The organism is Streptomyces sp. NPDC020192, assembly GCF_044388685.1.
Taxonomy (GTDB): Bacteria; Actinomycetota; Actinomycetes; order Streptomycetales; family Streptomycetaceae; genus Streptomyces.
Window position 1 is genome coordinate 1 of record NZ_JBIRXG010000075.1, and the last position, 14310, is coordinate 14310.

At 69.0% G+C, this 14310-nt stretch carries 9 protein-coding genes and 2 pseudogenes; 5 read left to right on the forward strand and 6 right to left on the reverse strand.

Annotation, left to right across the window (positions count from 1 at the left end):
* The 4 genes from ACH47Z_RS46285 to ACH47Z_RS46300 form a co-directional block, all read right to left on the reverse strand.
* The coding region (locus ACH47Z_RS46285; protein WP_399086410.1) for an endo-1,4-beta-xylanase at positions 1-521 on the reverse strand (521 nt) is incomplete at its 3' end.
* A 73-nt stretch (positions 522-594) separates the two neighbouring features.
* The gene (locus ACH47Z_RS46290) at positions 595-1740 is read right to left on the reverse strand and encodes a ricin-type beta-trefoil lectin domain protein (RefSeq protein ID WP_399086413.1); all 1146 of its coding nucleotides are present in this window, start codon (positions 1738-1740) and stop codon (positions 595-597) included.
* A gap of 60 nt (positions 1741-1800) precedes the next feature.
* Positions 1801-4254, reverse strand: coding sequence for an RICIN domain-containing protein (locus ACH47Z_RS46295; protein WP_399086416.1), 2454 nt, complete (start codon positions 4252-4254; stop codon positions 1801-1803).
* Positions 4255-4330: 76 nt separating this feature from the next.
* On the reverse strand, positions 4331-5779 hold the full coding sequence (locus ACH47Z_RS46300; RefSeq protein ID WP_399086419.1) for an arabinofuranosidase catalytic domain-containing protein: 1449 nt from the start codon (positions 5777-5779) through the stop codon (positions 4331-4333).
* 1166 nt (positions 5780-6945) lie between these two features.
* On the opposite strand from ACH47Z_RS46300, the gene ACH47Z_RS46305 reads away from it, so the two are divergent.
* Both ACH47Z_RS46305 and ACH47Z_RS46310 read left to right on the forward strand, forming a co-directional pair.
* On the forward strand, positions 6946-7431 hold the full coding sequence (locus ACH47Z_RS46305; RefSeq protein ID WP_399086422.1) for a hypothetical protein: 486 nt from the start codon (positions 6946-6948) through the stop codon (positions 7429-7431).
* A gap of 322 nt (positions 7432-7753) precedes the next feature.
* Complete coding sequence (locus ACH47Z_RS46310; protein WP_399086425.1) at positions 7754-8797, forward strand: LacI family DNA-binding transcriptional regulator; 1044 nt, start codon at positions 7754-7756, stop codon at positions 8795-8797.
* On the opposite strand, the pseudogene ACH47Z_RS46315 reads toward ACH47Z_RS46310, so the two are convergent.
* Positions 8778-9008, reverse strand: a pseudogene (locus ACH47Z_RS46315) (FCD domain-containing protein); the annotation flags it as partial. The gene ACH47Z_RS46310 and the pseudogene ACH47Z_RS46315 sit on opposite strands and share 20 nt — an antisense overlap.
* A gap of 91 nt (positions 9009-9099) precedes the next feature.
* Positions 9100-10113, reverse strand: a complete 1014-nt coding sequence (locus tag ACH47Z_RS46320) for a LacI family DNA-binding transcriptional regulator (protein ID WP_399086428.1) — start codon at positions 10111-10113, stop codon at positions 9100-9102.
* A gap of 286 nt (positions 10114-10399) precedes the next feature.
* On the opposite strand from ACH47Z_RS46320, the gene ACH47Z_RS46325 reads away from it, so the two are divergent.
* The 3 genes and pseudogenes from ACH47Z_RS46325 to ACH47Z_RS46335 all read left to right on the forward strand — a co-directional run.
* On the forward strand, positions 10400-11365 hold the full coding sequence (locus ACH47Z_RS46325; RefSeq protein ID WP_399086431.1) for a glycoside hydrolase family 6 protein: 966 nt from the start codon (positions 10400-10402) through the stop codon (positions 11363-11365).
* Positions 11366-11695: 330 nt separating this feature from the next.
* The gene (locus ACH47Z_RS46330; protein ID WP_399086434.1) at positions 11696-12976 is read left to right on the forward strand and encodes a glycoside hydrolase family 6 protein; all 1281 of its coding nucleotides are present in this window, start codon (positions 11696-11698) and stop codon (positions 12974-12976) included.
* A gap of 386 nt (positions 12977-13362) precedes the next feature.
* A pseudogene (locus ACH47Z_RS46335) lies at positions 13363-14310 on the forward strand (IS3 family transposase); the annotation flags it as partial.

A 14310-nucleotide genomic window follows, 5' to 3' on the forward strand; every position in this document is an offset into this window, starting at 1 on the left:
CTGCCGCCGTCGGCGAACGCCTCGTTGACCACGTCCCAGGCGTAGATCTTGCCCTTGAAGTGGGTCATCTCGGTGGTGATGTGGTTGTCCATCACGCCGCGCAGGGTGTTCGCGTCTCTGATGGAGCTGACCCAGGACGGGAGTTGGGAGTGCCAGACGAGCGTGTGCCCGCGCATTCGCTGGCCGTGCGCGGCGGCGTGGCTGACGATCTGGTCGCCGGGACCGAAGTTGAAGTTGCCGCGGGACGGTTCGGTGGTGTCCCACTTCATCTCGTTCTCCGGGGTGATCATGTTGAACTCCCGGTCGAGAATGGTGGAGTACGTCGGGTCGCCGAGGCGGCCCGCGGCCACGGCTGTGCCGAAGTAGCGGCCGCTGCCGGCCGCTGCCGCACCCAGCGTGCCGGAGGCCGCTTGGGCGGCGGGGTTCGCCGGGCCGGCCAGAGCCAGTGCCGTGCCGGCTGCCAGTACGGCGGCCAGGGCCAAGGCCTTGCGCGGACGGGGCTCTTCGTTGAGCCAGGACATGACGAATCGTTCTCCTTGTGTGTGGGGGGTCGGACACCGACCACAAGCCGGTGCCGGGGTCGAGTCGGGCCGGTCACAAAGCCGAGCTGACCGGCAGTGCGGTCCACTGCTGGTTGGCTCCGCCGTTGCAGTCCCACAGGATCAGTTGCGTGCCGTCGGTGGCAGACGCACCGGGGTCGTCGAGACAGCGGCCGGAGACCGGGTTGCGGTAACCGCCGTTGTACGCCTGCCATTGCTGGTTGGTGCCGCCGTTGCAGTCCCAGATCTCGATCTTGGTGCCGTTGGCGGTACCACCGCCCGTGGCGTCGAGGCACTTCCCGAGCGCCCGCAAGGTGCCGTCCGAGCGCGCGGTCCACCACTGCGCGTCGGCGCCGTTGCAGGACCAGATCTGCGCGGCGGTCCCGTTGGCGCTGTTGCCGCCGTTGACGTCCAGGCACTTCCCCGCGACCCCGGAGTGCACCGGCCCGCCCATGGAGACCGGCGGCTTGATCCAGCCTGCCGCGTCCGCGGCCTGGACTCCGGCGTTGAAGGCGTCCGCCATTTTGCTGTAGCCGTTGTCGTTGGGGTGGAGGGGGTCGGACAGGTCCGCGGTGGTCAGAGCGCTCATGTCCACCAGGCGTACATGCTTGCCGGCAGCCTGCTCGGCCTGGACGATGCCGGGCAGCTTGGCGTTGAACGCGGAGCGGGTGGCCTCCTCGGTGCTGCTGGTGGAGACGATCACGGTGCCGACGAGGACGGTCGCGTCAGGGGCGTCGGCCGTGATCTGGTCGATGAGCGCATGGAGCCGGTCGGCGGCGGGCTCGGCCTGAGAGCCGCCGTTCAGATCATTGGTGCCGATCTCCAGGGTGATCACGTTGGGTCGGTACCGGGCCAGCACGGAGTCCGCGATGCCGGCTATCTGGTCGATATGCCAGCCGGAGTGGCCTTCGTTGTCCGGGTCGGACATCGTGCCGTTGCGGCCCGACCCCACGAAGTCCAGGGTATGCCCCTCGTTCGCCAACCGGTTCCACAGGAAGCCCCGGTAGCCGTTCCCGGACGGGCTGCCGACGCCCCAGGTGATCGAGTCGCCCAACGGCATCAGCCGCAAGGGGGCGGGCGCGGCGGCCCGTACAGCGGGCGGCGGCGCCCCGGTGCCGGTGGCAGCCGCGGCGGGCAGTGCGGTGCCCATGCCGAGCGCGGCCGTCAGCGCTGCGGCCAGAGGCACCAAGTACTTCTTCATGTGCATTCCTCGCGAGTGGGGGAAACAGCGGGGGAGTGAACAAGCTGCCGCTTGCTGCAGTCAGCGGGGAGTGAAGTCCTGGTTGGTGCCGGCGGCGTTCTTGCAGGGCCATTGGTCGAGCTGCCGGCCGGGGTCGCTGCCGCCGCCGTAGACGTCCAGGCACAGGCCGCTGCTCTGGTTCTGGAAGGAGTACGAGCCGTCGGACTGCTGTACCGGCAGCCACAGAGCGCCGGTGGCCCCGCTCGACGCCTGCTGCACGATGTCGGGCGTACCCGCGGCCGTGAGGCTGCCCGAAACCCCCACCACCAGGCCCGAGTTCTGCGCCTGCAGCTGCCCGTAACCTCCGGAGACCGGCACGAACTGGAACTGCTGGTTGTTCTGCCCGTTGCAGGTCCACTGGTCGATCGCGGCGCCCGCACTGCCTGAGTTGCCGTACACGTCCAGGCACAGACTGTCACTGCCGATCACCAACTGGTGGTAGCCGTTGGGGAATTCACCGCCTGATGAGGCCTGAACGCCCGCCTGTTGGATGACCTGTTGCGCGCCCTGCGGCCAACTGGTTCCGCTGACCTGGACGTTGCCGGTGAGGACGTTGTTGTGCGGAGGGCCGGTGGCCACGTACGTGTTGCCGCCGTTGTACCAGTTACCGGAGAACGTGCTGTCGTCGGTGTGGTTGTTCGCGTTGGCGTTGGTGAGCGCCCAGTTGCTCGCGTCCTGCACCACGTTGTGTGACACCGTCAGATACCGGGAGCCCTCGTCGAGGTACAGCGCGGTGGTGTGGTGGTTGCCGTACATGTAGTTGTCGGAGATCACCGAGCCGGGGTTCGCGGACAGGTTGTAGATGCTGCCGCCGTCGAACATCGCGTTCTTGGTGTCGAAGATCAGGTTGTGGGAGACGGTGTTGTTCTTCAGCGTCGTGGGAGTGCTGTACACGGGTTGGTAGTTGTACGTGCCCCGATTGACGTAGTCCTGGCTGCCGCCCGGGTCGTTGGCGCCCCAGCCCCAGCCGATGTCGATCCCGTCGTAGGGCAGGTGGTCGCACTGGTTGTGGGTGATTGTCGCGTTGGTGACGTAGGTGGACAGGATGGCGGCGGTCTCCTTGTAGTCGGTGCCGACCCCGCTCACCTTGTTGTTGCTGATGGTGATGTTCTGGTTGGTCATCTGCGGGTTGCTGGGATGGTGCGCATCCGGCTGGATCCCGCCGACCTGGATGCCGCTGCCGGCGGTGTCGGTGAACGTGTTGCCGGTGATGGTGACGCCGTTCGCGCCGAGTCCGGTGCCGGAGGCGTTGGCGACACCGTCGTTGCCCACACCGAGCCCGGCCTGTCCGAGCTCGGAGAACGTGTTGCCGGAGAAGGTGATGCCGCTGGCCGCCGAGACCTGGACGGCCGCGGGCATCTGCGCCCAGTGGTTGCGGGTGGCCTCGAACTGCGTGCATCCCGATGTGCAGGTGCTCAGCCAGTTGGCGGGCATCGGGTAGGTGCCGGTGATGTGCGCGCCGCTCTGCTGGTCGGCGTAGCCGTCGGGTCCGCTGGGTCCGAGCCACGAGGTTCCCGTGAACCGGATGCCGCTGAAGCCCAGACCGGCGGCCGGTGAGCCGTAACTGCCGCTGATGCCGAGCAGGCTCTGCAACCGGGGTAGTTCGACGTCGAGGCTGTTCGGGTTCTGCCCCGGCTGGGCCCGGTAGTACAGGTCGCCGGTGGACGAGTCGAGGTACCACTGTCCGGCCTGCTGCAGGAACGCGTAGTTGTTCTCCAGGTACATCGTCCCGCCGGCGAACGGCGCGTTGATGGTGTCGTAGCCCCAGGAGTTGTTGTTCCACGCAGGCTGCTGCATGGTGACGGTCCTGCCGCTGATCGACTGGACCGGTGAGTAGCGGTCGGTGAAGGAGTTGAGGCTCTCGACCTCCATGTGGTTCTGGTCCGAGAGACCGGCCAGGTAGTCGAGGGAGGAGTCGGTGAGGGTCAGGCCGGTCTGGGTGAAGGCGAAGGCGGAGCGGGGCACCTGGATCGCCGCTCGCGGTGCTTCCCTGCCGTTCACGTACAGCTGGCGCGTGTTCACGCTGGTGCCGACGTGGACCGACCAGATGTTCTTCGCCTGATCATGTACCTGCCAACCTGATATCTGCTGGGCGCCGGTCACGACCGGCTGCTGCCCGGACAGGGCCTGGTAGGTGATGGTGTGGCCGTTCTGGCCGCCGTCGTCGGAGCCGAAGGCAAGTGGCCTGGTCAGCCGGTAGGTGCCACCGGCCAGGTGGACGACGACGTTCGAGTCGGCCGAGAGCCGGTGCGCGGGCTGCTGCGCCTGGTCGATGGTGGCGAACGGCTGGTCGGCGGTGCCGTTTCCGCCGGGAGCCGCATTCGGCGCCACGTACAGGTCGGCGGCCGCGGCCTGGCGTTCCACCGGAACCGCGTACGCGATCCCGGCGGTGGCCGGGCTGCCGGCCAGCAGGGCGAGCAGAGCTGTGGGGGCGGCCCACAGGCCGCGGAGCGCTCCGGCTCTGAGCATGGTCATCCTCCGGTGGTGGCCCGTCTGGTGGCGGGTGGCCCGTGGCCGCCGGTGCGGCGGCCACGGGACGGAGCCGTTCAGGTCAGTTGAGGCTCCATTGCTGGTTGGATCCGCCGTTGCACGGCCACAGTTCCGCCAGGGCGCCGTTGGCCGTGGAGGCGCCGGTGACGTCGAGGCAGAGTCCGGACTGGATTCCGGTGACGGTGCCGTCGGAGTTCAGCTGCCATTGCTGGTTGGCGCCGCCGTTGCACGGCCAGGTCACCACCTTGGTGCCGGCGGACGTCTGGTTGTCGTACGCGTCCAGGCACATCTGGCTGCTGCCGCTGTAGACGGTCAGCTGGTTGGAGGCTGTGCGGGTCCAGGTCTGGTTGGCGCCGCCGCTGCAGTCCCAGATCTGCAGTTGTGTGCCAGCCGTGGTGGACGAGTTGGGCACGTCCAGGCACTTGCCCGCGCCCACCGCGTGCAGCGCACCGGTGCTCGTCCCGCCCCCGGAAGGCGAATTGCTGTATCCGGCCGCGGTGATGTTGGCCTGGACGGCGTTCTCGGTGGCGTCCGACGGGTAGCCGGAGGTCATCACCCCTTCATAGAAGGTGCCTTGGGCGCCCTTGCTGTTGTCGCCGCCGGTGCCCAGGATGATGGCCCCCTGCTTGCGCATCGGGTTGTAGCCCGAGACGTTGGGACGGGGCCCGTCGTAGAAGGTGGACAGCCCGCCGGACTGTGCGTTGCCGCCACGGATCGCCCAGTGGTTCGCCCCGCCCTTGATGATGGCGGTCGTGTACCGGTAGTTGATGGTCGGATCGCCCGCGTTGTAGTGCTGGTTGACTCCGGAGAACAGCCCGTTCTCCAGATCGGCCATGATCCACGGACCGTTGCCCGAACCGTAGCCCCAGACCCTGATGTTGCCGAAGTAGATGGCCTCCATGGTGCCGTTGCCGTCGTCGTTGCTGTTCGTCTCGGCGTTGCCGTAGTCGAAGCAGCAGCCGCCGTTGTAGTGCGTGCCGTCGAAGATCGCGTACATGCCCTCGGGGCTGTCCCCGGTGGCGATGCCGTTGGTGTGGTTGTTCCGGTAACCGGTGCCGGGCGCCACGAAGACGCCGTAGGCCTTGTGGCCGCCCACCGTGGTGGGCGCGGCGGTCGCGTTCGCGAGGTTGTCGGGGCCGCCCGCGGCGCCGCCCGCGGGCGCCTGGGTGAGGTTGTTGCCGCGCCCGGACTGGTCGTAGATGATCGTGATCAGGCACGTCGTCCCCGAGCAGAACGAGTCCTGGGCGGCTGCGTCGGCGTACCCGCCCGCGCTCAGGACGCCGACGTCCCGGGTGGTGTTGTCCGAGGCACGCCGGACCTGGTAGAGCGGCCCGTTGTACGAGGCGTACAGCGCTCGCGTCGTGCTGTGCGCCGCCACACAGGGCGTACCGCCCGCCGCGTAGATGTCGCACGGCCCGGAGGTGGCGGCCCGGGCTGTGCCGGCCGTGGCCGTGGCGCCTATCAGAGTTCCGGCGACGAGCGCGACCGCGGCCCCCACCCGGGCGACCATGGTCCGCCGAGAGCGGGGCGAGCGCGCCGGCCGAGGGACGTGTGCCTGACCCGGCACGGTTTCCGGCCTGCCACGGCGTCGTACCGCCGCGAGTAACAGCTGGACGCCACCGCGGCCGGACAGCGGATGGCGTCTCGCACGTACGGTGCCCATCTGATCTCCCCACCATGCCGACGCAACCCGGTCGGGTTTGGTGTTGGTGGCGTCGGCGAATCCGGAAGCGCTTGAATGTGCTGTCTTTGCAGCGTGGTTACAGAGAGGTTTCGGGGGAGACGGTGCTCCCGCCCTCGCGGCACTGTCAAGGGTGCTGGAGCCCCTGCCACGAACCTTGTCGCGGAATCGATTCGACGGCTGGATTCCATCGGGTCGGGACCGGCCGACCTGTCCTCGCGCGCCCCACATCGTGGCCGGCAGGTAGTGGCGTGTCCGCCGGCCTCGCGGGCCCGTGGGGCGCGCGGGTATGCCCGACGACCGGTCCCGGATCACCCGGATGACCCGCCATGCCGCAGGTGAACAGGAGCGCAGCCAACAAACCCGGATGCCGGGCGACCGGTTCCGAGTGCACGGGCCGAAGCGGCGGGGCGTCGCCCCGGCGTCGGCACCTGGCTTCGCCTCGCGGCACGCCATTGACCCCGCACGCCTCTGGTCGTAACCTCCTCCGTCGAAGCGCTTGCGTGGAATCGGTTCGCACCACCTTGCGTAAGACGTGAAACGCGCAACCACGGGACCGTTCGGCCCGACGTCGTTCCCCGCGGGCTCATGGCACTCACCGCGGGGGTCAGGGCGCTCGTCCAGCACCCTTGAGACCAGTCCCTCGGGTGACTGCGACGCGGTACGCGCAGCTCACCGCGGCGGACTCATCATCCTCGCGCCACTGCCACGACCGGGCCGAGGCGACGATCATGCTGACGGCATCGCTGCGGGGGAGGTGGTCACGCCGCCGGCGGCTCGATCGACGACGGCCACCGGGGCGGCTCCGTCAGCCGGACGGACCTTTCACGCGGTCCCGTCCGGTGGCGGCCTCATCGGCTCTGTCGTCGGCGGATCGACCAGCCGCCACAGGTCACCACAGTCCTGAAGATCGGCAAGGAGGTGCCAAGAAGCACACATTCATCCCGGGGGTCCGCGGAGACCCCGCCCAACCGGAGGCAATCCGGCTTACGGGCATGGCCCGTCAGGGGGGTGCGACCGCGTTCGTGGCCGTCGCTGGGCTGATCGCGGCGATGCTCGCGACTCTGCAACCGCCGCCAGCCGCCGGCAGCCCCTACCAGTGCGGCCTCGATCCCACCGTGGCAAGCGTCGCCGCCGCCAGCCCGGGCACCTGGGGCGCCGTCGCGATCGTCCCCGGCTACACCGCCTGTTTCGCCGACGAAGAAGCCCGAATGGGCCCGTGGCTGTCGTCCTTCGGCTTCGTCGTGATCGGCGTCGAGACCAACAGCCGCACCGACTACGACACCGCCCGCGGCACCCAGTTGGTGGCAGCTCTGGACTACCTGACCCGGCAAGCCCCGTGCGTGACCGGGTCGACCCCCGGCCGGCTCGCGGTCATCGGCCACTCGTTGGGCGACGGCGGTGCCATCAACGCCTCCGAACGACGGCCGTCGCTGAGACTGCCATCGCTCTCGCGCCCTTCTCCCCGTCACAGAACCTGACAGGCGCCGCCGCCGCCAACGGCGGCCCCGTACAACTGTGGGCCTGCAATGGCGGATCCAACCAGCAATGGATGCTCGGATGACCACCACACCGGCACATCCGCGGTGCGGGAAGGCGGGCTGCGGCTGATCGGAGAGCCGACGGCGATCGCCGTCGGCCACAGCACCGGCTGAGTCGAGCGGTCACACGGACCGCTTCGGTGGCGAGACCCAGCGGCCCGCCCCCGGCCGAAGCTTCACCCCCACACCTTTCCCGCCCTCATCGCGAACCGATTCGCGCCAGGTACCCTGGCGCCCTGCGGGTAAGTGCTTGAGGAGCTGTATGAACATCGGGGAGATCGCTCGGCGCGCCGGCGTGTCACGCAGCACGGTGTCGTACGCGCTCAGCGGCAAGCGACCGGTCGCCACCAGCACCCGCAGACGCATCCAAGACGTGATCAACGAACTGGGATATCACCCCAACGCGACCGCGAGAGCGCTCAAAGAGGGCCGGACCCGGACGATCGGTCTCGTCATACCGCCGGCCGGCAACAGGCTCACCCACATGCAACTGGACTTCGTCGCCAGCGTGGTCGACGCCGCCGCCCGGGTCGATCTCGACGTGCTGCTGTCCCCTTCCGGCGGGGGTCACGACCGTTCCTTCGAGCGGTTGGTCTCCGAGAGCCGAGTGGACGGTGTCATTCTGATGGAGATCCGCCTGGAGGACCCTCGTGTGGGTCGGCTGCAGGCCGCGGGGCTGCCCTTCGTCGGCATCGGGCACACGGCCGGCGACCACCAGATGTCCTGGATCGACGTCGACTACGCCGGCTTGGTCCAGCACTGCGTGCGGCACCTCGCCGATCTGGGGCACCGCCGGGTGGCTCTGGTCACGCGTTCCAGGGAACTCATCTCGGCCGGTTACGGTCCCGCATGCAGGGCCAGTGAGGGTTTCGAGGCGGCCGTGGCGGAACGGGGTCTCGACGGCATCGAAGTGCCATGCGGGGACGATGCCCGCTCCGGCCAGGAATGCGTCGAAGCGCTCCTGCGCGGCCATCCGGACCTCACCGCCGTCACCACCATCAACGAGGCCGCCCTGCCCGGCATCGAGCGCGCGCTGGCGGACAGCGGCCTCGAAGTGCCGTACGACTTCTCCGTCACCGGAGTCGCGGCCAAGACCTGGGCCGAGGACTTCCGTCCGCCGCTCACGGCGGCGGACGTACCGGCCCTGGACATGGGCGAGAAGGCCGTTTCCCTGCTGGTGGAACGCATCACCGCACCCGACACCCCGCCCCGGCACATCCTGTTGACCCCCCCGATCTCGCTGCGCTCCAGTACAGCCGCCGCACCCACCGGCCGGCCGTCGCGGGTCAGTCGCGCGACGCGCTGAACCGGGCGAACAGCCGCCGCTGGATCTCTCGCCGGTGCTCCTCCAGAGTCCTTTCGAGGTGTGCCGCCGTGGCCTGGGCCGCCTCATCGGGACGGCCGTCACGAATCGCCCGGTAGATCGCCTCATGCTCCTCGACCGCCGGCTCGCTGCCCTCGCCGAGCGTGTCGTGGATTCCGATCGCGCCCGCCTGCCGCTGCAGTCGTCGCGTTTCCATACGGCGCTGAAGAGGTCAAGGACCGTAGGGCTCACCACGAAGGCGGCCAGGTTCACCCGTCCAGGTGGTCACCTACGACACCCCGCCGTCAGGAGGTGGAGCGGGTGACCAGGCGGGTGGGCAGGATCAGCGGGGTGGGTTCCTGTCCGTTGACGAGCGCGACGAGCATGCGCGCCATCTCCCGTCCGAAGGCCTTTATGGGCTGATGGACGGTGGTGAGTGGCGGATCGGCGACCTGGGCGACCGTCAGGTCGTCGAAGCCGACCACCGCGACATCGTCGGGGACCAGTCGGCCGGCCTCACGCAACGTGCGCAGCGCCCCCGCCCCCATGTTGTCGTTGGCGGCGAACACGCCGTCCACCTCAGGGTGGTTCGCCAGCAATGCGGCCATGGCGGCGGCTCCACTGGGCTCGGTGAAGTCCCCCTCCTGCGGCGGGTACGGTTCGAGGCCGACTGCCAGCACGGCGTCCCGGTAGCCGCGGTACCGGGCGCGCCCGACCTCGGTGTCCAGACGCCCGCAGATCGCCGCCACGCGAGTCCGGCCACGCGAGATCAGATGCTCGGTGGCCTCGCGTGCTCCGCCGAGGTTGTCGACGTCCACATACCACCGGGGAGCCGAACCGACCGGGCGTCCGCCGAACACGACGGGCATCTCCGACTCCTCGGCCATGCGGGCCAGCGGATCGTCCTCGCGCAGTGCCATCAGCATGACGCCGTCGACGCCCTTGGACCGCAGGAGCTCCTCCACCCGCTTGCGGCCCCGGTCGGAAGCCGCCAGGCACAGCATCAGATGCAGATCGGCTTCCTCCAGAGCGGCCGACGCCCCCACGATCACCTGGGCGAAGAACGGATCCGCGAAGATCGACGGCTCCTCTCCCGCGACGACCAGGGCGGCCGCTCCCGTCTGGCGGGTGGCCAGAGCGCGGGCGGTCGGATTGCGTACGTAACCGAGCTGCTGGACGGCCCGTTCGACCGCCTCGCGTTTGGCGCGGCTGACGTGCGGGGCGTTGTTGAGGACGCGGGAGGCCACAGAGCGGGAGACGCCGGCGAGTTCGGCCACCTCTTCGAGCGTCGACTGCCGGCGTGGCGCATCTTCTGGCATGAACCGTGAGCCTCTCCCTCGCGGCCGGAATGGCAAGCGGGCTGGTACCGCTTCCAGTTCCGAGACTGTAGAGCCTCTTTTTCGCCACGTGAAGGGAGGATCGCACAATTCCCTTGACAGCTCGAACAGCTCATCACACGATACCGGCCACACCCCGAGGTTCTCCAAGCATTGGGAGCGCTTCCAAATGGGAGCGCTCCCATCGATATCACCGCACTTCCTCAGTGCGTCGCACGCCGGGACGAGAGCGCGCGACGCATCCCTGCCAGGAAACCGAGGTACAGTCATGCGCCGCAGACTCCGCGTCCTCGTGGCAGCGTTCGTCGCTCTGCCGCTGGCGCTCGCCGTCGCACCGTCCGCCCACGCCGCCGACCCGACCAACATGACCAGCGGGTTCTACGTGGACCCCGACTCCAGCGTGAAACGATGGGTCGCCGCCAACCCCGGCGACGGCCGGGCGCCCGCGATCAACGCCTCCATCGCCAACACCCCGATGGCCCACTGGTTCGGCTCCTGGAGCGGCACCATCGGCACCGCCACGGGCTCCTACGTGGGCGCGGCGGACTACCAGGACAAACTGCCCATCCTCGTCGCGTACGACATCTACAACCGCGACTACTGCGGCGGACACTCCGCCGGCGGAGCCGCCTCGCCGTCCGCCTACGCGAGCTGGATCGCCCAGTTCGCCGGCGGTATCGCCAACCGCCCGGCCGTCGTCCTGCTCGAACCGGACTCCCTCGCGGACTACGGCTGTATGACCCAGGCTCAGATAGCCGAGCGTGAAGGCATGATCACCGGCGCCCTCACGCAGTTCAACCGCCAGGCGCCCAACACCTGGGTCTATCTGGACGCCGGCAACCCGGGTTGGGCGAGTCCGGCGACCATGGCCCAGCGGCTCCACGAAGCCGGCCTGCGACAGGCCCACGGCTTCTCGCTCAACATCTCGAACTACTACACCACGGCCGAGAACATCGCCTACGGCAACGCCGTCAACAGCGCACTGGGTGCCCGCTACGGCTACACCAAGCCGTTCGTCGTGGACACCAGCCGCAACGGCAACGGCTCCAACGGCCAGTGGTGCAACCCCTCAGGCCGACGCATCGGCACCCCGACCCAGACGGGCGGAGGCGCCGAGATGCTCCTGTGGATCAAGACCCCGGGCGAGTCCGACGGCAACTGCGGCGTCGGAACCGGCTCCTCGGCCGGACAGTTCCTCCCTGAGGTCGCCTACAAGATGATCTACGGCTACTGATCCCGGATCGCCGTGGCCTGCGTCCCTGCCCCACGACCGGGCCACGGGCACCGTCCGCAGCCCAGACGGCCCACCGCTCACCGCCTTCCGCACAGGCGGCCGACGGACCGCCCCGGGGCAGACGTCGGCGGGGGCTGCAAGCACCTCCAGGCCATCATCGCCCTGGCCCGCCGGCGGGCCGAAACAGCGACCGCACGAGGCGCGCACATCTCAATCAGCAGCCAGGGCGCCCCGGAGAGCCGGACGGCCACTCCTCGGGAGCCACTGAAGGCAAGCAGTCATAAGCCACATCCAGCCCTCCCGGGCCACCTGACAACTTACGGAGCAGTCATGAAACGACGCAGCCCAAGGCGCCGCGCGGCCGCCGTCATCGCGGCGCTCACCGCCTGCGCCGCCCTCACCGCGACGCAGGCTCAGGCCGTGCCCACACCCACGCGGAACGTGATCACCCCGGCCACGAAGTTCTATGTGGACCCGTACAGCAAGGCGGCGAAGCAGGCCCTCGTCGACTTCAGGAACGGCGACATCGAGGACGCCACGAACATGGCCAGACTCGCGAGTTGGCCGCAGGCCGAATGGTTCACCGAGGGCACGCCCGACGAGGTACGCGTCAAGGTACACAAGCTTGTCCACCGGGCCCGGGCCGTCGACCGGACCCCCGTCCTGGTCGCCTACGACATACCCGGCCGGGACTGCTCCCAGTACTCCAGCGGCGGAGCCGCATCCTCCGCCGCCTACCGCCAGTGGATCGACGCCTTCGCCGCCGGCATCGGCGACGACAAGGCGGTGATCGTCGTCGAACCCGACGGCCTGGCCAACCTTCCCCGGGACTGCGGGCCCACCACGGACCCGACCGGCGAACTCACCGCCGCCCGCATCGCCGACCTCGCATACGCCGTCAAGACCCTGAAGGCCCGGCCCCGCACCGCGGTCTACCTGGACGCCGGCAACGTACAGTGGCGGGCCGTCGGTGACATCGCACAGCGACTGCAGGACGCCGGGGTCCAGTACGGCGACGGCTTCGCCCTGAACGTCTCCAACAACCACCCCACCGACCACAACGCCAGATACGGCACATGGATCGCCAAGTGCATCTGGTTCGCCACCAAAGGCCCCGAGCAGGCACGCGGCCACACCGACTGGTGCGCCAGCCAGTACTACTCGTCCGCCGCCCCCAACGACGGCGCCCCCGGCGACGCAGTCTCCTCCACGGACCCCGCCACCTGGCGGTGGACCGACGCCTGGTTCGACCAGAACGTGGGCAACCCGCCGGCCGACGAGCTGCGTCACTTCGTGATCGACACCAGCCGCAACGGCCAGGGCGCCTGGACCCCGCCGCCGGGCAAGTACAGCGGGGACCCGGAGGCCTGGTGCAACGCGCCCGGCCGCGGTCTCGGTCCGCGCCCCACCGCCCGCACCGGCGTCCCGCTCGTCGACGCCTATCTGTGGATCAAGACCCCCGGTGAATCCGACGGTAGCTGCACGCGCAACACCGGCGGCACGATCGACCCCGAGTACGGCATCGCCGACCCGCCCGCCGGCGCCTGGTGGCCCGACCAGGCACACGCGCTGTCCCGCAACGCGGTACCGCCCCTGACGTTCAACCGCTGAGCCCTGCCGGACACCTCCGTACGCGTCCGGCCGCCGAGCCCGCTTCCTCTGCAAGTCGTCGGTCACCGGGCCGGTGTGGGTGGGATTGGGTTGCTCGTGCCGGTCGCGTACGGGATCGCGGCAGGTGAATGGGGGTGCGGTGCGGGCTGCGGCCGAGTTGCCGAGGTGGTGCAGCGGCGGACGGTGCGAGCCCGAGCCACGGCGCGAACCGGAAACGGGACCTGTGAAAATTCGTCGGCAACGTTTTCGCTTCCTGCGGTCACTGAGCAGTGCACCATCGGCTCGATCCCCCGAACGGACTGGCATGAAGACAGAGGGGCCTTCCCACCTGAGCGTGGACACCTTGGACAATCGACCTTGAGGACCCAGAGGAAGAGATGTCACGCATGGTGATGAAGGTGTCTTCGGTGGAGTTCAAGGCGGACGCTGTCGCGCTGTATCTGTCGGACCCGAAGAACACGTTCGAGGGCGTCGGCAAGGACCTGGGGATCAGCCGGGATACGCTGCGGAACTGGGTGTGGGCCGAGCGGACCCGCAAGGGCCACGCGGCGGGCACCGGCGGCTCGCCACGGGCGGCACAGACTGCAGAGGTAGCCTCCGACGATGTGCTGAAAGAAGAGAACAAGCAGCTCAGGGCTCGGATCAGGGAGCTGGAAACCGAACGGGAGATCCTGTGGAGGGCCGCGAAGTATTTCGCCGGCGAGACCAACTGGTGAGCCGTTTCCAGTTCGTTGATGATCATCGCGGCGCGTTCGGCGTCAAGCGGCTGTGCCGGGTCCTGGAGGTCTCCCGGTCCGGGTTCTACCGGTGGTTGAAGACCGCCCCGGCCCGCCTGGCGCGAGCTCGGGAGGACGCCCGCCTCGCGAGGCGGATCCGGGAGATCCACAAGGAGTCCGGCGGCACCTACGGCATCCCGCGCATCACGGCCGAACTGAAGGCCGCCGGGATCGAGGTCAACCACAAGCGCGTCGAGCGGGTAATGCGCCGCATCGGCGTCCAGGGCGTGCAGCTGCGCAAGAAGGTCCGCACCACGATTCCCGAGCCGGAAGCGGCCCCGGTGCCGGACCTGCTGCGGCGGAACTTCACCGCGAACGAGCCCAACACCAAGTACGTCGGCGACATCACTTATCTGCCCGTCGGAGATGGCCAATTCCTCTATCCGGCAACGGTGTTGGACCTGCATTCCAGGCGACTCGCGGGCTGGTCGATTGCCGACCACATGCGCACCGAGCTGGTCACTGAGTCTTTTCCAACCTGCGCCGGTGGCTGTGCAGGGCAGCAATCGCCGGGCTGCTCCCGGGCTCAACTTCCCTCGGAATCCAGCCGCTCAGCGG